Here is a 22,801-nt window from a genome sequence, read left to right as displayed (position 1 = left end):
TCATTTGTTTTTCCTCCAAAAAATTCCATATTTGGAGTTTGCTATAAATTATACGCAGATAAAGCATATGTATCAAGACCAGAGTATTAGGAGGAAGGTGAGGGTCTTTAAAGAATTCATTTGGTGTATAGCTGCCTTTGTTTTAGGCTTAATGGGTGTTGGCGCAGCAACATGTTTCATGGGCTTTATCGCCCTCGTTTTTGTAGTAAAGAAAGTAAGCAGCTCAAATCCTGTTACAAATAACTCCGTTTGAAGAGATCAGCTAACCTGATCTCTTCTTATTTAACATTTACAAACCATTAAATGATTTCCATCTGGGTCTTTGAAAGTGAAATAATGTTCATGTTGAATGGTGGTAACTAACTCAATTTGTTTTTTTTCTGAGTACGCATATGCTGCCTTAATATCTTCTGTATTAAAATGAAATAATGGTGTATTAATAATGTTTCCTGTTGCGTATATTTTGCTGTCCAGCACAATGCCTGTTCCTTCCATTGGCAATACATACAGATGATTAAACAAGATTTCACCATTTGCAGGCAAACCTAAAAAGTCACAGTACCAATCTTTTGCTTTTTCAATATCGCTAACAGGGATAAAGATAGTTCCCACATGATTTTTTATAGGCCTGGTCATTCTACCCCTCCTTCAATAATACTCCTCTAAAAAAACTGCTTAGTAGTTTTACTTCCACATTATCAAGTTCTCATCCTTTAATAGGATAAAATATAGGAGTAATTTCCTATTTCAAACATTGAATTACAGCCGTTATAAATAGTAGCTGGAAATTAATTAGAAGTAGAATCAAACTCTAGAAAAAGGCAAACTTGTTGAAAGATAAGGACGCAAAACCACAGGTCTAAGGAAATTCTACGATGGCTGGGTTACCGAAGGGAGAATAACGATATAAATTGAAGAGACTGTGATTAATAAATATTAAAGCTGTACGGAACTAGTAGTATCTCTAAAAATTGTAATTAAAAACTAAATAGAAAAAGGAAGAACGAACTTGAACACAACTGGAGAAATCAACAAAAGTACTCAAGTGTTAGAAGCCAACTCTGTATTAGCAGCACTAGAATCTAATTTGGCAATTGTTGAATTTGATTTGACTGGTAAGGTCATTTGGGCAAACGAACATTTTGCAAATACACTTGGATATAGTGTGCATGCATTGAAAGACATGCTTCATAAGCAGTTTTGCACACAAGAATTGCAAAGCAGCAGGGAATATGCACTTTTATGGGAAAACTTAAGAAAAGGCACTAAGTTCCAGGAGAAAATCCAACGAGTTGGCAGAAGCGGAAATTTATTATGGCTGGAAGCCACCTATATTCCTGTATTAAACGATAATGGGGAAGCAGCAGCAGTACTCAAAATAGCTACAGATATTACAGAGCGTGAAAACAAAACATTAGAGCTTGTTTCCTTATTAAAGAATCTTTCCTTAGATCTAGGTGAAATAGTCAGTGATAACGCTAAGGAGAATATGCAGGCGATTCAATCCTTACAGGAACAAACAGATTTAATTAGAGGACTGTCTAAATCCATTCAAAATATATCTTTACAAACCAATATACTCGCATTAAATGCAGGAATTGAAGCTGCCCGAGCAGGCGAGCATGGACGTGGTTTTAATGTGGTTGCAACAGAAGTAAGGAAACTAGCTGGAAATGTGGAAGACGCTATTAAAAAAATCAACAGTAATATTGAAAATATAGCAACAGAGGTAAATAAGGTTAGTGAAGTCACCAAAAACTCTCAAGAAGTAGTAAGTTCCACGCAATCAGAGATTTGTGGGAAAATGAACGAGTTTGAAGGTTTAAATAATAGAGTCTAAACTACTTTCTTACAAAAGTATAACCGCCTTTTTAGGCGGTTATTTTTTTAGAATTGGCAACCCTTCCTTAATATTCCTCTATCATTTCAAAAACTAGCGAAATTTGTAATACTCGTAATATTTCTTAATGAAAGTGTAATGAGAATTCACTATATTTTTCTGAATATATTGATATACTAAGATAGTTAAAACGTCGAGATACATAGCCAATGGAAAACACATAATTTTGGAGGTTACCATCATGAAGAAGGCCATTATCGCAGTATTGGCAAGTTTAAGTTTACTCGCAGGAGTATTTATTCCGTCTCCACTTGATTCAGGAAAGGTAGAGGCTGCTTCTGCTTCCTATAAGGATAAAGCAGTTAAAGAAGGCAAAAAGGTAATAGGAACAAAATATAAATGGGGCGGCACGACAAAAGCTGGTTTTGATTGCTCAGGCTTTGTTAACTATGCGTTTAAAAAAGCAGGCAAAAGCTTGCCAAGAACTACCGCGGACCTATACAAAAAAGGTCAAAAAGTCTCTAAAAGCAAGCTGAAAAAGGGAGATATGGTATTTTTCCAAACCTATAAAAAGGGCGCTTCCCATGTCGGTATTTACATAGGTGACAATAAATTTATTCATGCAGATTCTACTAAAGGCGTAACAATTACAAGTTTAAGCAACAGCTATTGGAAATCTAAATACTACAGTGCAAAGCGTATTTAAAACATAAATCATCAAACAGAGCAGCCACAGGATGCTCTGTTTTTTTATAGAGACTTTTAATGGAAAGTGGTTACTCTTTTTCTTCCTTAGGGAGTAAATTTAGAAATTTAGCAAGAGAAAGCAGTGTAGAAGACCGTTTTTCAAACAAATATTCTTTATTTGTGTACTCTTCCATCTCTGCTTTTATATTTTCTGGGATATATTCTTCTGGAATGAGGATCGAAACATTGGCTTTTATTTTTGGAATATCTAACTGATCGGAAAGGTAAGATAGATGATTTCCTTCCCCGGCAGCAGCATACTTCCCATTAGGAAGACGGACTAAGTGTAAATCAGCAAGCAATTTATCATCCCAGCCTTTTGTTTCAACAGATTTCTTTAGTTCAATCAGCTTCTCATCATTTTTAATCTCCTTTGGTGTATGGCTTAAGCCTATGATATCTCTAGGTGATACGGAAGTGACGCCATAATCAACCGTTACATACGGCTTATAAGGGCTGACCGCTTGATCAAAGAGTATCCACCGTTTTTTAAAGATTTTTAGCAATGGAAACACCTCCTGCTATAAAGCTATTTACTACGGAGCTATTTCATTCCAATAAAAATCAAAAAGGACAGATACATGACCTCACAGCTTTCTATATGGAGTGTGTATACATACATTTCAGTGAGAGAGCGTTATTCTGTCTTTGTAATGCGAAAACCTACCGACAAGAGGGAGTTAGGATTATTTAATTATTCCTTCTTTAATCAGTGTTTGGATAGCTTGTTTAGCTCTTTTCTCATAGGAGTGATTAGAAACAGTTTTATGTCCTTGTATTTTGATTTTTGTTCTTTCTTCTGGATGGTTCAAATAATAGTCGACTAAACTAAGCGTTTGCTGCTTGTTAGAAGATACAACCAAATCTTTTCCGGCTGTGAATAATTCTCTAACCCCCGGAGTGTCAGAAGTGATTAAGAAGCCTCCAGATCCTAAAATCTCATACGTACGTTGCGTAACCTGTGATTTGTAATTTTGCGGTCCGATGATTATTTTTGCACTATTGTACACTTTATAAGCATCTCTATATGGTAAATAACCATGAATCCAATCATTTGGGATATTTACGCCAAGTACATTGCCCATTTTATCCCAATCTGCTCCCCAAAAGTCAATGCGGATACCTTCCTCAACTAATGGTTTTATCAGAGTTTGCAGGGATTTATTCCGATAATGCTCAGGAGCTTCTGTAAGAATATGAGGATAGGCGTTTGCCACCACTACAATATCATAGATATTTTGAGCATTAGAAACAGGATAATGAATGCTGGGCTCAAAGCCGAAATCAAGATGAGCAGCAGGTATTTTTAGTTTCTTGTAGAAATCCACTAAACTTGTACTTAAGGTGAAAATAAAGTCTGGCTTCATTCTAGCGATCAGAGGAAGAGTAAAGTCAAGTGTGAAATGGGGATCCTCTACAGCCCAATATATATGTGGTATTCCCGAAGCCTTCACTTGTGAACTTATTAATTTCTGCTTCCAAGGACTATCATTTTCTTCAGACCATCCCTCAGTAAAAATAAGCTGAGGCCGGAAGCTCGCAATTAAATTAGGAATTGTCTTTTCGTCTATTTTTCCTGAAACCAAAACTTCATGACCCGCATCCCTGAACCCGGCTGCTAACCCATACATTAAAAGTTCATTACTATCAATAAAGAGTATTCTCAAAAGGAGTCACCACCAGCAATTTTTTATTAATATATGAAAAGATGGACAAACATGAAACGGCTTGTATGAAATAAATTTAGATATGGTACAAATGGGAAAAACATTGATAACAATTTGGCATATTTTATATATAAACTATTTTGCAAAAGAAAGGGGATAATTGTGGAAGCTGACTCTAAACGTTTTATCGCTTTAACATTTGATGATGGACCATCACCCTATACACTGGAGATTCTTCAAATCCTTAAAACACTTCAAGTAAAAGCAACTTTCTTTATCCTAGGTGAAAGTCTAGACAAATATCCTGGAATTCTTCAAGCGATAGTGAAGGATGGGCATACGGTGGCAAACCATACAATGAACCATCCAGACATTACTAAAATATCAAGGAATGTTTTGTTAGAAGAAATTGAAATTCTTAATCTGGAGCTCAAGAAAACTGCCAATCAAGATGTAAAGTTCTTTCGACCGCCGTATGGAGCGATTAATGAGGAGATTTACCGGACTATACATGAACTTGGACTAATACCAGTATTATGGGATATTGATACAAATGATTGGGATTTATCTCAGGAAGACCAAATTGAAGAACGTGTGATGGAAGGTATCAGAGCCGGGAAAGAAAATAAAATTGTTCTCATGCATGATGGAGGAGGGCCTAGGGAAAGGACAGTGCAAGCATTGCCTAGGATAATTGAAAATTTGCGAGAAAAAGGCTATGAGTTTTTAACAATGCAAGAGTACTTTTATAAAATTTATAACATAAAAACATAAGTGTTTAGAAGAACAAACTCCTCCATTAATTTAGAGGAGTTTGTTTAATATGCGTTTCTAACAAATATTTATTTTCTATGATTAAACTGTTGGTAGGATTGAATTTGTGAGCGATTACAATATGCTGGTAAGCTTTCTTGCTATTCCCCAGCATAGAGTGGCAAACGCATAACTGTAAATGAGGAATCCATGTAGAACAGCCATGGTAAATAATGCCGCCATCATCTACTTCGGGAAGAATTGTCGCATATTGAAACCAATGAAGTGCTGTTTTGGGATCATCCTTTTGCAGGAAAAGAAATCCGAGACGACAACAGTCTTCAGAACGGGGAAATCCACATTGAAATGTTTTTAATGCATACTCAACAGCATGGTCTATGTTAGACATTTGGGAATGGCATTCAGATATTTTGCGATAAGCAGTTCTTTCATCTTCCAGCCAATGATCTTCAGTCTGAATAAAATCCATATAGACAGGAATCGCTTCTTCATAAAAGCCATTATCATATAGTTCATTTCCATAATAGAACAGGTCGCGCGGCGTAAAAGAAATTCCTTGATTTAGAAGGTTCTTGTAAATGAGTAAGTTCCTATTATGATTAAGGTGAATTCTTTTATGGCTAATGGTTAAATCACTATGATAGATTTCTCCGCTCACATCTAGATATTCATGCACTGCTCCGTGCCATTTATATTGTTTGGAGCGTTTCACAAGCCTAAATTGCCTCAGGCTTGCTAAAACATTGCCTGCCTCATCAAAAGCGGCTTGGTATTTCATTGTGATTGCATCCACGGTTGATGGAAGTGTTTCTTTCAAACGGGATAACTTTTCTGTATCATCAAAGATGTCATCTGCATCCATAGTCAATATATATTCCTTGCTCGCATGTTCAAAGGCGAAATTTCTGGCAGCTGAAAAGTCATCAACCCATTGAAAATGGTAAATATTATTCGTATATGTCCGGGCAATTTCAATGGTGCGGTCTGTCGAGCCTGTATCTACAATAATGATTTCATCTACCATATCTTTTAAGGAATCTAAACATCTGCCGAGTGTGTTTTCCTCATTTTTGACAATCATGCATAAGCTAATTGAAATCATACGTTCCTCCATATAAATATATCTGCATCCCGTTATAGGATGCAGACAATCATGTTGTTTAGTCTTCAGGATTAATATACTGGTTGTACAAATCTTCAATCCATGTTTGATAATCTTGATCATTTGTCATAGGATTCTGATTCTGTGAAACTGTCATTCCGGTAACTCCGGTCATCCCAGTCATCCCAGTCATCCCGGTCATCCCAGTCATCCCGGTCATCCCAGTCATCCCAGTCATTCCAGTTAATCCGGTAACTCCCTTAAGACCTTTTAACTTGTGCGGAAGATGGTGTTTTTTATGGGGACCTTTATGATGCTTTGGAGGTTTTGGGGGTTTAGGTGGCATATTCATCAACTCCAATTTATAAGTTACTATAAAATATTACTTTAAGGAGAAAATTGTTCTAGGACAAACACTACAAAAATGAACTTTTTTCTTTTGCTTTTTGAGAATCTGTACATAAAAGCTGTATTAGAGTCTTGAAGAATTCCAAATCGGGAAGTAACTCCTTAAATCAGCAATTGTCTTCTTCATTTGTTGTTTTTTTATTATCAGATGGAACAGCAGCATTTTTACTTCTTCCTTTGAGACTTGCCAATCGGAAGGAATATCTTTACCAAATGCAGCGGCAATCTCCTCGTCTTTTATAGAATAAAGCTTATTTAATGCCAATCCGAAAGGGTCGGCGTTATCGATGAAGGGTACAAATTCTTCATAAGTAGACCCCCAGATGACATGATTGTTCCATGTATAATAGTTGAGACTTTCAATACTCCACTCAGGACCATAAAAGGCGTCAGCGTGATCAATAAATGCCAATTGGTATGGATTATTGCCGGATAGCAATATGTTTTGTCGTTCTTCCCTTCGATCGTAATTCGATATCCAATTGTCGAACATAATAATTTCAGGGAGTGTGAAAGTATTATTACAATGGTAGAGCTTATCAGATGAATACATGCTTGCATTTTTAATAAGTAAACTTCCAAAATGAGGTCCTTCTTCAATAGCCATTCTTTTTAATAATTTTGGATCTTTAAGCTTCTTTTTTGAGAAGATAATTATTTTACCTGTCGCTATTGGGAGACCTAGAAGCTCGCCTAATCGATACGATACTAATTCATTGAATAACGATCTCTTTCCGTTTGGGTTTGACATCAATTTTACAATATACACATTTCCGTCACTGCACAGGAATAACTTTGCAGCCATTTCTCCTTCCTCAACATCTTTTATATATTCAACTGCATATACAGACATTTGCTTCCTCCTTTACAGCTATCGTGTATAGATCCTTATATTTTATTTGCTTATTTATAGTTGGTGAGGCGCAAAGCCCTAAGAAAAGAAAAACAAAATTTGTATAATAAACACTTTATTAAAAGATAAAAAAGGTTTTTATTGTTAATGTGAGAATATTAAAGGGATTACTGTTTAACGTGATAAGCTGAACAAAGTTTTATAACAGAAAGAGGTGTTCGAATGAAGATGTTAGTAGTATATACATATCCAAATCATAAAAGCTTGAATTATGCGTTCTTCCAACAAGTGCTGAAGGGGAGTAAAGAAAATAAAAACATTAAAGAAATCCAAGTTCTTGATTTATATGAAGAAGGCTTTAATCCCTTATTAGTGTTCAATGAACAAAAACGCAGGCGAGACATGCATATTGATCCGGTCTTAGAAAAATATAGGCAGCAAATGAAATGGGCTGATAAGTTGGTTTTTGTTTATCCGATTTGGTGGGGCAGACCGCCTGCCATGCTTTTAGGATATATTGACCAAATGTTTGCTTCTAATTTTGCTTATAAAGATAAAAAAGGGCTATTTCCGGAGGGGCTTTTAAAAGGAAAATCTGTTGTTTGTGTTTCTACCATGAAAGGACCTACTCATTATCCGCTCCTTTGGTTGAATAATGCTCATAAGATTCTAATGAAAAAGGCATTATTTAATTTTGTCGGAATAAAAAGAGTTAAATTCTTTGAACTTGGAAATATGGAGAGCAAAAAGGGAAAACAAAGCAAAAAGCTGCAAAAGGTTTATGACTATTTTAAAAGGATAGACAGGTAGATTAAAAGCATCCCCAAGAATTAATCAGCGGAAGTTCTTTTTTCATTTAGCGAAGGAAAGTAATATCAATTATTTTTGTGATATAATTACTTCTTGGATGGAACGACTAAGTAGAGTAAGATAATAGATTATTATTGAAACTCTTAAATAGTATACCTATTAACATACATAGAGACTTAGATGTAAATTAGTAAACTAGCAAAAAGTTTGTTATAGTTGATGGTATAGACAAGTAGAAAGAAGGAACTCGTGTGGGCTACAAAAGAAAGCAATATTTTGGTTTAGGATTGACCGTTTTATTTATGGTCCTCTTAATGGGAATCATACTTATTATGATGCAGTCCATTAGAGACAATATGCTAGAGATTGTGCAGGACCGCTATCATAAAGTAAATGAAGCAACAGAAATCAGACAGCAGATCTATTTAGAAGACCGCAATATGTTGAATTTGATCAGCAGCAGCGAGGAAAATAATACGAAATTTGTTGAATCGTCAGCAGAACAAATTTCACTTCTAAATACAAGAATAACAGAACTTGAATCTATCTTAAATACGAACAAATCAAAGGTTCTTCTTAGAGAAATCAGTAATGCATATGAGAATTTTTCTCAAATGGAAAGCAGAATGATCACTTTGTACAATGATAATCGCACAAAGCAAGAGCTTCAAGCGGTTTATGATGAAGGGATTTCTAACCGGAGGGATTTGTTAAGTAAAATAGATGAGTTTAAAAACTATCAAGAATCCTTGATGGGTGATGCCCTCGATGAGGCAAACGCAACATATAAACAGCTTGTTATTGCCCTTATTTCGGTTGTTTCTGTCGCACTTATCCTGATTGTCACTGTCATGCTGTGGGTTATTAGGAGCACAACTAGAAATATTAATTCCATCGTTCATGTCATTAAGGATGTTGATTTTACTAATTTAGAGTCTGTGCCGCGCATTGAACTGGAAACGAAGGATGAAATTGGGGATATCGCGAGAGCATTTAATACAATGGCGGCATCCCTTGAAAATTACACGGTAAAAGAAAAGCAATTTGTTGCAGAAATATCTGAGCAAAACTGGGTGCAATCCAATTCTGCGGAAATTATCAAGCTTTACAGCCGCCATGTTTCTGTAACCTCACTTGCTGAACAGTTCCTTAAAAAAATTGTTACAGCAATAGATGCAAACCTTGGAGCGTTTTATGTACAGGATGATACAGGTAAAGAGCCTGTTTTCAAAAAAGTCGCGGCTTATGCAGATTCAGATGCAGGAAGACAAACATTTACTGCTGGTGAAGGTATTATCGGGCAAACGGTGCGTGACAAGAAAATAGTTGTTCTTCCTAATATTCCTGAAGATTTCCGATTTATTTCAACTGGATTAGGTGAGGTTAGACCGAAATCTGTGCTGATTGCACCAATCTTGGTGAAGGATGAGGTTGTCGCTGTTCTGGAAATAGCAAGCGTTAAGGAATTTACCGCTTCAGATCAAAAACTGGTTGAAAATGTTCTCGAAACCTTAGGTATTGGAATTATGAATATACTAGGAAGAATGGAAGTAGAGCGGTTATTGCTTGAATCACAAGCACAAACAGAAGAGCTTCAAACCCAATCGGAGGAACTGCAGGCCCAATCGGAAGAGCTGCAAACACAGACAGAAGAACTGCGGATGATTAATGAGCAGCTCGAGGAAAGAACGAATGATGCAGAACTGAAAACAGAGGAACTGCAGACTGTGAAAGAAGAACTGGAGGAGCAGGCAAAGCAGCTTAAGCTTAGCTCGAAATACAAGTCCGAGTTTCTTGCAAATATGTCCCATGAGCTTCGAACACCGCTTAACAGTATTTTGCTGCTTTCAGAAATGCTGGCAGATGACCTTGACAGCGAATTATCTTCTGAGCAGAAGGAATTTGCAAAAGTCATCAATTCCTCTGGAAATGATCTATTAAATCTTATTAATGATATTCTCGATCTTTCTAAAGTGGAAGCAGGAAAGCTTGAAATAAGCTTTGAAGAAGTGTACTTAAGTGAATTCGTTGACAGATTGAAACGAAACTTTACGCAAATAGCGAAAAGCAAAAGCTTAGATTTTGAGATTGATTTCCATGAGGATGTTCCGCCAATCATCTATACAGATGAACAAAGATTGCAGCAGGTTATGAAAAATCTGTTATCAAATGCATTTAAGTTTACAAAAGAGGGCAGTGTTAAGATTTCTGTCAATAAAGCAGAAATGAATGAAGTGAAGCAGCTTCCGCTCTCCAATTATGCGGATATATGGGTGAAGATGTCTGTAACAGATACTGGTATTGGTATCCCAGCAGATAAACATGCGATGATATTTGAAGCATTCCAGCAGGTTGATGGAGCAACAATGAGGAAATACGGAGGAACAGGTCTCGGTTTATCCATTTCGAAGGAATTCTCCCAACTCCTTGGAGGCACGTGCTTAGTAGAAAGCAAGGAAGGAGAAGGAAGTACATTCACGATTTTCATTCCGAACTTGCCGGGAGGAATCCCTCTAATTGGCATAGACAGCATAGCGGAAGATCAAGCAGCATCTGCAATTGGTTCTGACGAGGCCGAGCCTGAGAATGTAGCAGCAGTAAATGAAGAGAGTAATACAGAACACTCACCATCTACTGTACTGCAAGGGAAAACAGTCATTGTAGCAGATGATGACCATCGTAATATCTTTGCATTAAAAAATGCTTTAAATAAAGAAGGCATGAATGTTATTACCGCAGAAAATGGCGCTGAATGTCTTGAAAAGATGGATGAATTAGAGCATTTTGATATTGTGTTAATGGATATTATGATGCCTGTCATGGACGGCTATGAAACAATTAGAAAAATTAGAGGTATGGAGCAAAACAATGACATTCCAATCATTGCATTAACAGCGAAAGCAATGAAAGGTGACCGCGATAAATGTATAGAAGCAGGGGCATCTGATTATATCAGCAAACCTCTGAAACTGGATCAATTATTATCTGCCATGAGGGTATGGTTGTCATAATGCTGTATATTCTTCTAAGTAGAAAAGACAAGGAAATGAATTAGTATGGAAAAAGAAGAAATTGAATTAGATTTACTTTTGACAGCTGTATACAAATTGACTGGGTATGACTTCAGACAATATATGCGTTCGTCCTTAATGCGGAGGGTCCAAAATCGGTTAAACAGAGAAAAGCTGCTAACCATTACTGGACTAACAGAGAGAATTATTCATGACGAAGATGTTCTCTATAAGCTGCTCCGTGACTTTTCTATTAATGTTACTGAGATGTTTAGAGACCCCTCCTTCTTTAAGGCTTTCCGAGAAGAGGCAGTTCCCTTATTAAGGAAGCTCCCTGAAATCAGGATCTGGCATGCAGGTTGTTCTACTGGTGAAGAAGCCTATTCTATGGCAATTATGCTAGAGGAGGAAGGATTGGCACATAAGGCCAAGATATACGCTACTGATATGAATGACGTTGTGTTGGAAAAAGCTGCAGCAGGGGTAATCCCCCTGCAAAAAATGCAGGCTTATACGAAAAACTATCTTGCCGCTGGCGGCAATAGTTCCTTCTCCGAATACTATACAGCAGACAGCAGCGGAGCTATTTTAAAGCCGTCAATCCTGAAAAATATCGTGTTTGCACAGCATAATCTAGTAACAGACAGGTCATTTAATGAATTTCATGTAATTATTTGCCGTAATGTGCTGATTTATTTTAATCTGGAATTACAGCAGCAAGTATATGAATTATTCAATGAAAGTTTAAGCCCGGGAGGCTTCCTTGGCTTAGGAAGCAAAGAGACAATTCGCAGTGATTCTGCCTACTTTGAAAATTTTAATACACAAGAGAAAATATTCCGTAAAAAAAGCAGTGCTTCCTATTAGGAAGCACTGCTTTTTTATATGGATCGCCTTCAATCTGCTTGTATTAAGACTACACACATATCGTCTGTAGCACCTTTCTGGTGGTCTTTAGATGTAATTAAGTCAATCGGTTCCGATGTCTTCGCATCAGCAAGTCGGCAGGAAGCAGCCTTCTTTATCAAGTCGATACCCGTTTCTCCATATTTATCAATTGCTTCATGAACACCATCTGTACAAAGAATAAGCTGAACAGAATTCGAGTAGTGAATGATATTCTTCTTTGTTCTGATATCATCAAAGAAGCCGACAGCTGTCGTATTGCTTTTCAATTCTACTGTTGTTGTACCATCAATTAGGGCATAACCGTCCAAATGTCCAGCATTTATGTATTCTATCGTTCGTTCATTTGTATCTAGTACTAAGTATATCGCTGTAAAATAATATGGTATTTTTTGATTTGAATTTAGTGTGCTCATTCGGCGGTTTAAATCTTGTATCACATTCTCAGGATCAGGATTTTTTTGAATTGTGTCACGCAATACAGAGGAAATAAACATGCATACAAGCGAAGCGGAAATTCCGTGGCCCATCATATCAAGCTGAATGGCGGCATAACGATGATCGCTAATCTCATACCAAAAGTACATATCTCCCGCCAATTGAAATGCAGGCAGATAGGATGCCTTAATAAGCAAGTTTTCTTTATGTATAGGTGGGCTGAGCACGCTTGTTTGTACTTGTGTTGACAGCTCCAATTCATTTCTGATTTTCTCTTCTTGTTTCTTATGCCAGTCTTTTTCATATTTTAACCTGATTGCAACGCGAAGTCTTGCGAGCAGCTCTGTTTTGTTAATCGGCTTCATTAAATAATCTGTGCCACCGGCATCTAATGCTTCAACCACTTTGCATGAGTCCTCTAGCGCTGTGACAAAAATGACTGGAATATCTTTCAGATGCTCTACTTGCTGGAGCTGTTTACAAGCTTCTATTCCATCAATTTCCGGCATCATAATGTCCATTAAGATAGCATCAACCTGACTCTCTATTACAAATGGTTTATCTGAATATAAATAGTTAAACATATCCTGTGCAGAAGTAAACGACAGATAATCTGTATACCCAGCACGCTGCAACAGCTTTTCTATGACGAATAAATTAGCTTCATTATCATCAACAATCAGTATTCCCAAGAATTATCCCCTCACTTACTATCAACTTTCTATATACAACATTTTTTAATACCCTGTTTAATATAATTATAAACATAAATATTAAATTTTTAATAGTTGCTGAGGTGTCCGTATACCAAATAATGTTATAATGGCTATAGGAATTGAGGGAGATAGCAAATGCAGCAACGAACGTTTTATATTGCATCAAGCTTTAAAAATAAGAATGAAGTACGAAATATCAGTAAACTGCTTATTGATAAAGGATATATCCATACATATGATTGGACATTAAATAACAGAGCAACATCCTTACAAGCTTTAGAGAAAATCGGACAAGAAGAGTTAGCAGCTGTGAAAAATAGTGATTTTATAATTGTTATACTTCCGGCTGGAAAAGGGAGTCATATTGAATTAGGTATAGCAATTGGTTTGGGGAAAAAGATATTCCTCTATTCCCCTAATAAGGAAGTGAATAATTTAGAAGCGACAAGCACCTTTTATCATTTACCGGAAGTTAACAAATGTTATGGGGAAGTCGAGGATTTAATAGAGACGGTTATTGCGCTAACTATCTAAATTTGTGGCTTATTTTTTGGAGTAGTGGGTATGTAATGGATAAGCAATTAATGTGTAAAAATGAATAATAGCTTACCAATACATTCACCAATTTTTTCTGAAAGACTAAATAAGGAAAAGCTCATAGCGATGACAATGGAGAGCAGTCCAAACTTTATTATAGCTTTCGGTACTTGAAGATAATCTGAAATACGATTGGTCATGATCGAGCTCATTTATTAAATAATAGCTAAATGATAACAATAATTATATTAAATGTAAATAAAAGGTTATTGCGTTGCATTCTTATAATATTAATGGGAAAGAGGTAATTTCAATGACAACTGTAATTGAAAATGAGTGGTTAAAGGTAGAAATTGCAAGCAGCGGTGCTGAAATTCGTAAAGTGCAGCATAAAAAGAATGAACTGGATTATATGTGGACAGGGGATAAAGCATATTGGGGACGAGTTTCTCCCGTATTATTTCCGATTGTGGGCCGTTTAAAGGATGATAAATATGAACTAAATGGAAAATCCTACCCGATGTCGCAGCATGGCTTTTTGCGTGATGCCGATTTTGATATAGAGAAGAAAACAGACAATGCTGTATCCTTTGTTGTTAAGTCGGACGGGCGTTTTCTTGATGTTTATCCTTATGAATTTACAGCGTATATTCACTATTCTTTGCTGGAGGATTCTCTTTCTGTCCGCTGGGAAATAGTCAATGACAATAAGGATGAGATGTATTTCTCCATCGGTGCACATCCTGCCTTTAGAGTTCCGCTGTTAGATGATGAATCTGCCGAGGATTATGTCCTCCATTTTACAACAGCTGAAAACAAAGATGTTACGGAATATGAGCTTAAGGATTCGCTTATTCATGAAAAAGGGATTGCTAATGATATTGATTCTATTCAGGTGAAGGATTCTCTCTTTGAAAATGATGCATTAATTTACAGTCATATTGATTCGATAAAACTAGTGTCAGATAAATCAAATCATGGCGTCGAAGTTACATTTATAGATTTTCCTTTTGTAGGGATTTGGTCGAACTACTCTAAACCAGAAGGAACAATGGCTCCATTTGTATGTATTGAACCATGGTACGGGATTGCTGATCTATATAACACAACAGGAAAGTTAAATGAAAAATTCGGAATGAATAAGCTTGAAGCAGGGGAAACCTTCCAAGCAGGGTATGAAATAAAGTTTGTTTAATAAAAAGGTAAGGGAACTGTTTAAAATAAGGTTCCCTTACCTTTTTTTATTACAGTTCTCGCAAATAAGGGTTCCTTCATTTTTTAAATATGCATTTATTTCGGTCATTCCTTTACGCATAGGATAGCGCATTCTTACATACACAACGTCATTCCCCCTAATTTCCTTCCTGCATACGGAACATTCAGATTTGCTATTGAACATACTAAACGCCTCCACTTTATTTACGAATAAAACAATAGATAGTTCCTATTGCAAGTAAAAAATCTCTTTACATTAGAAACAGTTAGGTTTATGATTAAGCTAAATTTTACATAACCATTTAACTACTAGGGGTGCCCGCATGGAGGGCTGAGAGAAAAAAGCAATTTTTTTAACCCTTCGGACCTGATCTGGATGATGCCAGCGTAGGAAAGTAGTCAGTGAGATTCTTTATTTACTGCTATTTAAAGCCAGGTCTTAAAAGTGAGACCTGGCTTTTTTATATTAGCATGGTTGTAAATTGAATAAGAGATTGCACTGGGGGAGCCGAACGGCTGAGAGTAGACTTTACAGTCTTGACCCTTTTTGGACCTGAACTGGATAATGCCAGCGTAGGAAAGTGTTCGTATTAGATTAGTCTTTTTTGACTGTCTAGATCCCTCAGTGCTCATTACTGGAGGGATTTTTTTATGGAAAAAACACGAAAGCTTACATTAACGGCGATGATGGTCGCAATCGGGACAATGACTAGTAATTTTTTCTTCATTCCGATTGGGTTTACGAAGGTGTTTCCCGTACAGCATTTTCTCAATGTTCTGTCAGCAGTATTACTAGGTCCGTATTATGCCGTGCTGCAAGCCTTTAGTGTCTCGCTTTTACGAAACCTCATGGGAACAGGTTCACTGTTTGCATTTCCAGGAAGCATGGTCGGAGCACTGTTAGCGTCACTATTATTCTTAAAGACTAGGAAGCTGTATATGGCATTTGCCGGAGAGGTTTTTGGAACTGGCATACTTGGGGCAATATTAGCATATCCAATTGCGGCAGTTCTCCTTGGACAAAAGGCGACATTGTTTGGCTTTATCCCGCTCTTTATTTTCAGCTCGATTGCTGGAGCATTGATTGGAGCGGTTGTATTAAGCATCTTTGTGAAAAAGCAAGCGGCTGTATTAACAAATACGAGCTTGCTCAAAAAGTAATGGTACTAGAAGGAGACACAAATGGAAGACTTGAAAACTATTGATAAAACGAATGAAACACCAGAGGAACAACTATTAACAGTGGGGCTTGATGAAAAGCTTCCTCCTCTTAAAAGCTTTTTATATGGTCTGCAGCATGTGTTTGTTTCAAATGTATGGCTAGATCCTATTTTTGTGGCAGCAATGATTGGTTTGCCTTTTGCTTTATCAGCCAATATCGTTAATTCCATTTTTATTGCAGCCGGTATTGTTACATTGCTGCAGGCAGCAAAGTTTGTAAAGCTGCCAATCGTCCAAGGACCATCAGCTGCCTTCGATTCCATCATGATCGCAGCTGGAAAAGCAAACGGTCTTGCTGCTGCGAGCGGGGCAATCCTTGTCAGTGCAATAATTGTATTCATATTGTCTGTTACTGGGTTAATAGGCAAGCTGAAGGTATTATTTACACCAGTTGTATCAGGGACTGTTATTTTTCTAGTCGGTATTTCTTTATCGAGCTTTACATTGTCTGAATTTCTCGGCGGTTCACCAGGAGATGCAGGCTTTGCAAGTTCAACTGTATTAATGATGTCCATTCCAACAGCTTGTATCGTTTTAATTTTATCTATATTCGGAAAAGGCTTTTTAAAATCTTTTTCCTTTTTAATAGCATTAGTTGTTGGTGATATTATTGCGATTTGTTTAGGAGAAGCTGATTTTGGAATGATAGCAGAAAAGGCTTGGTTCGGTCTGCCGACATTCCTGCCTTATGGAAATTTAGAATTCGAATGGACAACTTTTCTCACATTTTTTGTTGCGTATATAGTGGCTGTAATTGAAGCGATGGGTGTTTATCAAGCATCCTCCACCATTTTGAAAACAGAGATAAGTGCAAAGCGAATTAGGAATGGTTTTGCAGGCGAATCGGCAGGATCTATGCTGTCCTCTCTTATTGGCGGTTTTCCAACAACTGCCTATGCCCAAAATGTTGGTTTGCTTCGTTTGACAGGAGTTGGTTCAAGATATCCTGTGATGATTGCAGGTGTTATCTTCCTAGTGCTTGGCTTTGTACCGAAAGCAGGAGCCTTGCTTGCTTTAACGCCAAGCCCTGTTGTCGGCGGAATCTTTCTGCCGGCTGCTGCGACGTTAGTGTTTACTGGTATTTCCTTACTAGCAAAAGTGGAACAATCGGATCGCAATTACATGATTATTGGACTTTCCATTATACTAGCAATCTCTTTGCCAAGCTTTTCAACAGGTTTTACAGGGGCAGCAGGAGCCTTCCTGTCAAATACGATATTAATCGGGGCATTTTCTTCAATTATTTTACATCTGCTGTTTGTTAATATTCCAAACAGGATAGAAAAGGGGAAGGGAATATGAAAGAAAGCTCTATTGTTATAACAGAAAAAGTCCTCACTTTTATCGAAAAATATAAGAATGGCATTTTGAATAAAGAAGAGCATGACCAAGAATTTAATAAACTCGCTCTAGAATTGTTTTCCTATCAATTTCAGCATAACATGCCTTACAAAAAATATTGCCAAGTGAAGAAAAAGAACCCCCTCACGGTTAAGCGTTGGCTTGATATACCGCCAATGCCAATACAAGGTTTTAAAGAGCTGACGTTAGCGTGTGAACCTATTGAGGATGCAGAGGCTGTATTTATGACTAGCGGGACTACTAATCCTGACCAAAAGGGCAGAAATTATCATCCCTCATTAAAGGTATGGGATGCATCGATGAAGCATCCATTTAAACAGTTTGTTCTGCCAGACAGGGAGAAGATGACGATATTTGTATTATCACCAGCTGCAGACATGAATGAAAATTCCTCCTTGTCTAGGTATCTTTCAAATGCAGCAGCTTATTTTGGAGCAGAAAACAGCCAATTCTTCTTCGGGAAAAAAGGATTAGAGATGGAGAAATTTGCGAGTGAGCTGCGTAAGTGTGAACAATCAGAAGAACCAGTAATGCTTATGGGCGCAACATTTGCTTATGTTCATCTTCTTGATTATTTAAAGGAAAATGGACTGCAATTTCAGCTCGCAAAAGGAAGCAGGATATTTGATACAGGCGGCTTTAAAGGTCAGTCTCGTGAAGTAGAGATGGAAGAGCTGTATAAACAGTTTCATACAAGCTTCCAAGTTGACCGTTCACTCTGCATAAATATGTATGGCATGACCGAACTAAGCTCGCAAATTTATGATCAAAGTATTTTGTCGAGCTGTTTAGAAGGAGATATTCGTTTAGAAAAGACAGGTCCTGCATGGGTGAAAACAGTCATACTTGACCCAGACACATTAAAGCCAATCACAAATGGTCAAGCAGGGGTAATTGCACATATTGACTTAGCAAACTGGAATTCTTGTATAGCGATTCTAACTCAGGATGAAGGCTGTCAAACAGATAACGGGTTTAAGCTCCTTGGCAGAATAAAGGGGGCAGAAGCCAGAGGCTGTTCGATTGCAGTGGATCAGCTGATGCAATCTGCATTAGGTGGTGCATCCATTTAGTGATGGAAACAGAATTAATAGAAGCCTATTATGTACCAGAATCAATAAAGCTCACAGATTTTCGCCAAGAGTCAATTCAGGTGAAAGGCCGGAAGTACATCGTAAAATATCCAGAATTAACTGCCGAGCATATAGAGGAAATCGGGGCATCATTGCAAGCAAACAGAAAAGATTATCTTGCTCAGCTTACTACTAATGAAGTAGTCGACAAGATAGACCAAGCTATCCAGCTATGGCTGAATCCAAACTACCGATTGAGACGTATTGCCGACGCATTAATTCCTGCAGTCACCGGGTATGATCAAGACATGGTTCGGCTCGAGTTGAAAAGGTATATGAGGACCTTTCGCAAAAAGGAGCTGCTGCGCTTCCTTGATGAGGAATTTGACCAGCCTGCCATACTCGATGACTTTCGGCCAAGAAAATCAGGCGGAATGAGTCGTGCGTATGGACCAAATACTATTTTTCATTTATTTTCTGGTAATGTGCCAGGCGTGCAGTTATGGAGTTTAATAATGGGGCTTTTGCTTAAATCAGCGGCAATCGGCAAGACCTCTTACTCAGAGCCCCTCCTCCCTGCCCTCTTTCTCCAATCCTTAAAGGAAGTGGACGAGAGATTGGCTGATGCCATCGCCATCCTGCCATGGAAGGGGGGGACAGAGTCCCTTGATAATATGGCAGTCAATTGGGGAGAGGCTGTAATCGTTTATGGGTCGAACAAAACGGTCGCGGAAATAAGGAAGAAGACACCAATTCACAAAAAGCTGTTGTCATATGGTCATAAAATCAGCTTTGCTATGATTGGCAAAGAAGCATTAACGGCTGATCATTACAGTGACACACTCCATAAGCTTGCCGAAGATATTTCCATCTATGACCAGCAAAGCTGTCTTTCTCCGCAATGTGTTTATGTGGAGCAAGATGGGGTGGTAAGCCCGAAGCAGTTTGCACAAGGATTAGCAGCAGAGCTTTCCCGATACCATAAAAAAAGACCAAGAGCAAAGCTGACAGGGGAAGAGGCAATGTCCATACAAAACTTCCGAAATGAGCATTCCTTAAAAAGCCTGCAATCACAGAAAACGGCAGTATACAGCAGTAAAGACGATACAGCATGGACGGTCATTTACCATGAGGAACCTTCTTTTAGCGGTAGCCCGTTAAACAGAAGTGTTCATGTGTATGCAGTGGACAGACTTGAGGAAGTTGCTGACCATTTCCAGCAATGGGAGAGCTATTTACAATCATGCGGGCTTGCCGTAGAACCAGCAAGATTGTTCTCGCTCGCCAATATTTTAGGCGCTGCTGGCGTTAATCGGTTCAGCCCAATCGGAGAAATGAACCGGGCAAAGCCAGGCTGGCATCATGATGGCGGTTTTAATTTAATGGAGCTAGTTCGCATGGTTGATTTGGAAAGGGACCTTGAGTATGGACTTGAAAAATACGACAGTGATGTGGAATAGAAAGGACGAGGAAAGTTGAATCTTCAAGAAAAAATTGTTTTAGTGACAGGTGCAAGCAGAGGAATAGGCGCAGCTATCGCTAAAAAAATGGCTGCTGAAGGTGCATTTGTCATTATTAATTATTTGAAAAACAAAGACCTCGCCGAAGCAGTTGTCAGTCAAATCGAAGCAGCAGGAGGGCAGGCTGTTGCCATTCAGGCAGATGTTCAAAAAGAAGAACAAGTCACCGATATGGTCGCACAGATTGCTGATGCATTCGGTACAATTGACATCGTTGTGAATAATGCCTTGAGTCATTATACCTTTAACCCCAAAACAAGGAAAACAGCATGGGAAATCAGCTGGGCCGATTACAACAGCCAGTGGGAAGGCAATGTTCATGGCACCTATAATGTCTGCAAAGCAGTGATGCCATATATGAAGGAACAAATGCAAGGAAGGATAATCAATATTGTCAGCAATCTAATCGATTTTCCGATTATTCCATACCATGACTACACAACATCAAAAATGGCCTTGTTAGGCTTTACAAGAAATCTAGCCAAAGAGCTTGGCCTATTTGGAATCACCGTGAATGCAGTCGCGCCAGGCTTGACCTATCCGACAGATTCCAGCTCCGAAACACAGGAATCTGTGCGAGAATCAATCATTCAAATGACACCAATGGGCCGTTTGGCAAGTCCTGATGATATTGCAGGAAGTGTGCTGTTTTTAGCATCAGATTTGGCAGCGTTTGTGACGGGGCAGTGTTTGAATGTGGATGGAGGATTGGTGATGCGATGAGTTAGGAGAGCTTGCCTTATGGGTAGGCTCTTTTTTTATGTTTTTATCAAACAAAAAGAGAAACTCAATCGGAAGTCTATGCATTCGACATATTGAGTCCCTCTCTTTTCAAAAAGGATTTAATATATGTCCATAGTTGAAATGTTAAGAAACCTAAAATAGATATTGATAAAAAAGTAATTTGTCAGATTGGAATATTATGTTTCATTTTTTTAGCTTATATGCTCCAACAGTTGCTGTAAAACCTAATAAGATCAAGAAAAAGAAGTGACTTTTGATAAAGAGTCTGCTTTCTCTTACTCTTTTTTGTACCATACGAAATGATATAAAAAGGATAAAATACAAACTTTTTAGTAAAGAGTTTCGTCTAAGTATTGGATTAAGGAAAGGGGTTAAGATACTATGTATGCAATTTATGATATTGTCTTTTTTGGAACAATTTTTTTAATTATTTATATCGTAGTGGATTTTATTAGAATGAAAACAAGTGGTTTAATGAAAAGATTGATTACTTATAGCTTTCTATATTATTTACTGCACGTTGCGCAATTAACAACTGGAGGAATTATATTGCCTCCTCAACACGATTTTTTGCCGACTATACAGCTAGTGCCGTTTTATTTTATTAAAGATTGGTACAATCTTTATCATTATCAAGGATTTGACTGGTTCTTTTGGAATTCTGTAAAGTTATCTTTTTATAATTTAATAATGCTTTGTCCATTAGGTGTGTATATATCGTTGTTATTTAAAGCAAGAAAACTTTCAAAAGCGATAGGATGTATTTTTCTAGTAAGTGTAACAATTGAAGTGCTGCAGCTTTTATTAGGTTATGTAGGTATTGTTGAAGGCAGGGCATTTGATGTGGATGATCTGCTGTTAAATACTGTTGGTGGCGGAATTGGCTATATTATAACAGAAGCAGTAAAAAAGAAAGTTAGATTATTTCGTCAAAAGCAAATGGTTAATTAAATTGGATGGTCAATAATTCTGCCAATTGGATGGTCAATATTGTTTCGAAATCCAGTATGATAGTTATGTGATATACTTAGCATGGTTATTATAATATTGGAGTGAGCATAGATGACTTGGATTTCCATCATAGCGTTAGTTCTATTTTGTATAGTGAAGGTTTTAATGACATGTTTGCCGACAGGTGTGGTCGAATGGCTGCTTGGAAAATATAAATTGCATTTGAAATTGTCTGAAGTTAATACAGAAGTTCTCTATAATGGCAGAAAAATTGAAGGAGCGCTTAAAACTGATATTTTAAAGCTGTTTAATGAGGCAACTGTCAGAGAAAAATACAGTTTATATCCTGGAAGTGAAGAAGGGTATCTTCACCCTGAGAATGCAGATTATTCTTTAACAATTGTTACAAGAAACGGCAAGAAGGAGTTAAAGCTGTTATTGTCCAGTTATAAGGACCGTATGGATATTGTTAAACAATATAAGAATAAAATTGTTGTATATAGCACATATCCGCTTGAGATGGATATTAATAAAATGATTCAAGCTTAAAAACTTTCTTAAAGGGCTGAACACAATAATGGTAACGAAACAAGTGTTTGGAACTATTTAACAGAGCATAAACTCGGCCGCTTTCCTTTTCCTTTAAAACAGGAATTAGTCCAATCAAATACACCATACAAAAAGCCGGAAGGTATACAGTGGGAACTGGTAACAGAAGAGGAATGGGCGGAGATGTCTGTATTAAAGGAAATAATTGAATTAACGAAAGTGAAAGAAGGAAAAAGGCCATTTTTGTAATAGAAAATGGCCTTTTTTTCGTATTAACTTAAAATTATAAGAATATTGCATAAAAATATTTTCTTTTTCTACGAGCCTGCTATTATAATAGAAAATATATGTACATAG

Annotated in this window: 23 protein-coding genes and 3 riboswitches; of the genes, 16 read left to right on the top strand and 7 right to left on the bottom strand. The window is 37.4% G+C overall.

Annotation, left to right across the window (positions count from 1 at the left end):
• Nucleotides 1–97: 97 nt before the first annotated feature.
• Nucleotides 98–253 (top strand): hypothetical protein, encoded by a 156-nt coding sequence (locus MKX82_RS26335; RefSeq protein WP_237942964.1) that lies wholly within the window; start codon nucleotides 98–100, stop codon nucleotides 251–253.
• Nucleotides 254–282: 29 nt separating this feature from the next.
• On the opposite strand, the gene MKX82_RS26330 is transcribed toward MKX82_RS26335, so the two are convergent.
• Nucleotides 283–636: a VOC family protein gene (locus MKX82_RS26330; protein ID WP_341081305.1), complete on the bottom strand. Its 354-nt coding sequence runs from the start codon at nucleotides 634–636 to the stop codon at nucleotides 283–285.
• A gap of 174 nt (nucleotides 637–810) precedes the next feature.
• A riboswitch (cyclic di-GMP riboswitch) is annotated at nucleotides 811–892 on the top strand.
• Between the two features lie 117 nt (nucleotides 893–1,009).
• Here MKX82_RS26330 and MKX82_RS26325 point away from each other — a divergent pair.
• The gene (locus MKX82_RS26325) at nucleotides 1,010–1,840 is read left to right on the top strand and encodes a methyl-accepting chemotaxis protein (protein ID WP_341081303.1); all 831 of its coding nucleotides are present in this window, start codon (nucleotides 1,010–1,012) and stop codon (nucleotides 1,838–1,840) included.
• A gap of 241 nt (nucleotides 1,841–2,081) precedes the next feature.
• Nucleotides 2,082–2,546, top strand: coding sequence for a C40 family peptidase (locus MKX82_RS26320; protein WP_233315030.1), 465 nt, complete (start codon nucleotides 2,082–2,084; stop codon nucleotides 2,544–2,546).
• A gap of 70 nt (nucleotides 2,547–2,616) precedes the next feature.
• Here MKX82_RS26320 and MKX82_RS26315 read toward each other — a convergent pair whose 3' ends face one another.
• Together MKX82_RS26315 and MKX82_RS26310 are read right to left on the bottom strand one after the other, a co-directional pair.
• Complete coding sequence (locus MKX82_RS26315; RefSeq protein ID WP_341081299.1) at nucleotides 2,617–3,093, bottom strand: hypothetical protein; 477 nt, start codon at nucleotides 3,091–3,093, stop codon at nucleotides 2,617–2,619.
• A gap of 180 nt (nucleotides 3,094–3,273) precedes the next feature.
• Nucleotides 3,274–4,254, bottom strand: coding sequence for a CgeB family protein (locus tag MKX82_RS26310; RefSeq protein ID WP_233315032.1), 981 nt, complete (start codon nucleotides 4,252–4,254; stop codon nucleotides 3,274–3,276).
• Between the two features lie 162 nt (nucleotides 4,255–4,416).
• Here MKX82_RS26310 and MKX82_RS26305 point away from each other — a divergent pair, with 162 nt between their 5' ends.
• Nucleotides 4,417–5,028 carry a polysaccharide deacetylase family protein gene (locus tag MKX82_RS26305; protein ID WP_233315033.1) on the top strand — a complete coding sequence of 204 codons (612 nt, stop codon included), beginning with the start codon at nucleotides 4,417–4,419 and terminating at the stop codon, nucleotides 5,026–5,028.
• Between the two features lie 25 nt (nucleotides 5,029–5,053).
• Here MKX82_RS26305 and MKX82_RS26300 read toward each other — a convergent pair whose 3' ends face one another.
• The 3 genes from MKX82_RS26300 to MKX82_RS26290 form a co-directional block, all read right to left on the bottom strand.
• Entirely contained in the window at nucleotides 5,054–6,130 is a 1,077-nt protein-coding gene (locus tag MKX82_RS26300) for a tetratricopeptide repeat-containing glycosyltransferase family 2 protein (protein WP_341081295.1), read from the bottom strand.
• Nucleotides 6,131–6,188: 58 nt separating this feature from the next.
• Nucleotides 6,189–6,476 carry a hypothetical protein gene (locus MKX82_RS26295; protein WP_341081294.1) on the bottom strand — a complete coding sequence of 96 codons (288 nt, stop codon included), beginning with the start codon at nucleotides 6,474–6,476 and terminating at the stop codon, nucleotides 6,189–6,191.
• 126 nt (nucleotides 6,477–6,602) lie between these two features.
• Nucleotides 6,603–7,391, bottom strand: a complete 789-nt coding sequence (locus MKX82_RS26290; protein ID WP_341081293.1) for a HipA family kinase — start codon at nucleotides 7,389–7,391, stop codon at nucleotides 6,603–6,605.
• A gap of 222 nt (nucleotides 7,392–7,613) precedes the next feature.
• On the opposite strand from MKX82_RS26290, the gene MKX82_RS26285 reads away from it, so the two are divergent.
• The 3 genes from MKX82_RS26285 to MKX82_RS26275 all read left to right on the top strand — a co-directional run bounded on the left by MKX82_RS26285 (nucleotide 7,614) and on the right by MKX82_RS26275 (nucleotide 12,079).
• Complete coding sequence (locus MKX82_RS26285; RefSeq protein WP_237942958.1) at nucleotides 7,614–8,201, top strand: NAD(P)H-dependent oxidoreductase; 588 nt, start codon at nucleotides 7,614–7,616, stop codon at nucleotides 8,199–8,201.
• Between the two features lie 251 nt (nucleotides 8,202–8,452).
• Entirely contained in the window at nucleotides 8,453–11,212 is a 2,760-nt protein-coding gene (locus tag MKX82_RS26280) for a response regulator (RefSeq protein WP_341081290.1), read from the top strand.
• Nucleotides 11,213–11,257: 45 nt separating this feature from the next.
• Nucleotides 11,258–12,079, top strand: a complete 822-nt coding sequence (locus MKX82_RS26275; protein WP_233315039.1) for a CheR family methyltransferase — start codon at nucleotides 11,258–11,260, stop codon at nucleotides 12,077–12,079.
• A 29-nt stretch (nucleotides 12,080–12,108) separates the two neighbouring features.
• On the opposite strand, the gene MKX82_RS26270 is transcribed toward MKX82_RS26275, so the two are convergent.
• Nucleotides 12,109–13,248 carry a PP2C family protein-serine/threonine phosphatase gene (locus tag MKX82_RS26270; RefSeq protein WP_237942956.1) on the bottom strand — a complete coding sequence of 380 codons (1,140 nt, stop codon included), beginning with the start codon at nucleotides 13,246–13,248 and terminating at the stop codon, nucleotides 12,109–12,111.
• Nucleotides 13,249–13,407: 159 nt separating this feature from the next.
• Here MKX82_RS26270 and MKX82_RS26265 point away from each other — a divergent pair, with 159 nt between their 5' ends.
• The 9 genes from MKX82_RS26265 to MKX82_RS26225 all read left to right on the top strand — a co-directional run bounded on the left by MKX82_RS26265 (nucleotide 13,408) and on the right by MKX82_RS26225 (nucleotide 22,444).
• A complete protein-coding gene (locus tag MKX82_RS26265) occupies nucleotides 13,408–13,806 on the top strand; it encodes a nucleoside 2-deoxyribosyltransferase (protein ID WP_237942954.1) in 399 nt (132 codons plus the stop codon).
• A 316-nt stretch (nucleotides 13,807–14,122) separates the two neighbouring features.
• Nucleotides 14,123–15,004, top strand: coding sequence for an aldose 1-epimerase family protein (locus tag MKX82_RS26260; protein WP_341081285.1), 882 nt, complete (start codon nucleotides 14,123–14,125; stop codon nucleotides 15,002–15,004).
• Nucleotides 15,005–15,325: 321 nt separating this feature from the next.
• A riboswitch (TPP riboswitch) is annotated at nucleotides 15,326–15,435 on the top strand.
• Nucleotides 15,436–15,515: 80 nt separating this feature from the next.
• Nucleotides 15,516–15,621, top strand: a riboswitch (TPP riboswitch).
• Nucleotides 15,622–15,675: 54 nt separating this feature from the next.
• Entirely contained in the window at nucleotides 15,676–16,185 is a 510-nt protein-coding gene (gene thiW, locus MKX82_RS26255) for an energy coupling factor transporter S component ThiW (RefSeq protein WP_341081283.1), read from the top strand.
• Between the two features lie 21 nt (nucleotides 16,186–16,206).
• Nucleotides 16,207–17,547, top strand: a complete 1,341-nt coding sequence (locus MKX82_RS26250) for a solute carrier family 23 protein (protein WP_341081280.1) — start codon at nucleotides 16,207–16,209, stop codon at nucleotides 17,545–17,547.
• On the top strand, nucleotides 17,544–18,680 hold the full coding sequence (locus MKX82_RS26245; RefSeq protein ID WP_341081278.1) for a LuxE/PaaK family acyltransferase: 1,137 nt from the start codon (nucleotides 17,544–17,546) through the stop codon (nucleotides 18,678–18,680). The genes MKX82_RS26250 and MKX82_RS26245 overlap by 4 nt, the downstream gene beginning before the upstream one ends.
• Nucleotides 18,681–18,682: 2 nt before the next feature.
• Complete coding sequence (locus MKX82_RS26240) at nucleotides 18,683–20,140, top strand: acyl-CoA reductase (RefSeq protein WP_251647586.1); 1,458 nt, start codon at nucleotides 18,683–18,685, stop codon at nucleotides 20,138–20,140.
• Between the two features lie 15 nt (nucleotides 20,141–20,155).
• Nucleotides 20,156–20,923, top strand: coding sequence for a 3-oxoacyl-ACP reductase (locus tag MKX82_RS26235; RefSeq protein ID WP_233315047.1), 768 nt, complete (start codon nucleotides 20,156–20,158; stop codon nucleotides 20,921–20,923).
• Nucleotides 20,924–21,325: 402 nt separating this feature from the next.
• On the top strand, nucleotides 21,326–21,895 hold the full coding sequence (locus MKX82_RS26230; RefSeq protein WP_341081275.1) for a VanZ family protein: 570 nt from the start codon (nucleotides 21,326–21,328) through the stop codon (nucleotides 21,893–21,895).
• 111 nt (nucleotides 21,896–22,006) lie between these two features.
• Nucleotides 22,007–22,444, top strand: a complete 438-nt coding sequence (locus tag MKX82_RS26225; protein WP_233315049.1) for a YfmQ family protein — start codon at nucleotides 22,007–22,009, stop codon at nucleotides 22,442–22,444.
• The last annotated feature ends 357 nt before the right edge of the window (nucleotides 22,445–22,801 follow it).

The sequence above is a fragment of the Niallia sp. FSL R7-0271 genome (genome assembly GCF_038005785.1).
Classification (GTDB): Bacteria; Bacillota; Bacilli; order Bacillales; family Cytobacillaceae; genus Niallia.
This window is presented reverse-complemented; position numbering and strand designations above follow the sequence as displayed.

What these genes read in the sequence shown, in the direction of transcription:
- thiW (WP_341081283.1), top strand. Translation starts at nt 15,676, where the DNA reads ATGGAAAAAACACGAAAGCTTACATTAACGGCGATGATGGTCGCAATC.
- MKX82_RS26320 (WP_233315030.1), top strand. Translation starts at nt 2,082, where the DNA reads ATGAAGAAGGCCATTATCGCAGTATTGGCAAGTTTAAGTTTACTCGCA.
- MKX82_RS26250 (WP_341081280.1), top strand. Translation starts at nt 16,207, where the DNA reads ATGGAAGACTTGAAAACTATTGATAAAACGAATGAAACACCAGAGGAA.
- MKX82_RS26245 (WP_341081278.1), top strand. Translation starts at nt 17,544, where the DNA reads ATGAAAGAAAGCTCTATTGTTATAACAGAAAAAGTCCTCACTTTTATC.
- MKX82_RS26225 (WP_233315049.1), top strand. Translation starts at nt 22,007, where the DNA reads ATGACTTGGATTTCCATCATAGCGTTAGTTCTATTTTGTATAGTGAAG.
- MKX82_RS26330 (WP_341081305.1), bottom strand. Translation starts at nt 636, where the DNA reads ATGACCAGGCCTATAAAAAATCATGTGGGAACTATCTTTATCCCTGTT.
- MKX82_RS26295 (WP_341081294.1), bottom strand. Translation starts at nt 6,476, where the DNA reads ATGCCACCTAAACCCCCAAAACCTCCAAAGCATCATAAAGGTCCCCAT.
- MKX82_RS26240 (WP_251647586.1), top strand. Translation starts at nt 18,683, where the DNA reads ATGGAAACAGAATTAATAGAAGCCTATTATGTACCAGAATCAATAAAG.
- MKX82_RS26285 (WP_237942958.1), top strand. Translation starts at nt 7,614, where the DNA reads ATGAAGATGTTAGTAGTATATACATATCCAAATCATAAAAGCTTGAAT.
- MKX82_RS26290 (WP_341081293.1), bottom strand. Translation starts at nt 7,391, where the DNA reads ATGTCTGTATATGCAGTTGAATATATAAAAGATGTTGAGGAAGGAGAA.
- MKX82_RS26300 (WP_341081295.1), bottom strand. Translation starts at nt 6,130, where the DNA reads ATGATTTCAATTAGCTTATGCATGATTGTCAAAAATGAGGAAAACACA.
- MKX82_RS26230 (WP_341081275.1), top strand. Translation starts at nt 21,326, where the DNA reads ATGTATGCAATTTATGATATTGTCTTTTTTGGAACAATTTTTTTAATT.
- MKX82_RS26265 (WP_237942954.1), top strand. Translation starts at nt 13,408, where the DNA reads ATGCAGCAACGAACGTTTTATATTGCATCAAGCTTTAAAAATAAGAAT.
- MKX82_RS26275 (WP_233315039.1), top strand. Translation starts at nt 11,258, where the DNA reads ATGGAAAAAGAAGAAATTGAATTAGATTTACTTTTGACAGCTGTATAC.
- MKX82_RS26260 (WP_341081285.1), top strand. Translation starts at nt 14,123, where the DNA reads ATGACAACTGTAATTGAAAATGAGTGGTTAAAGGTAGAAATTGCAAGC.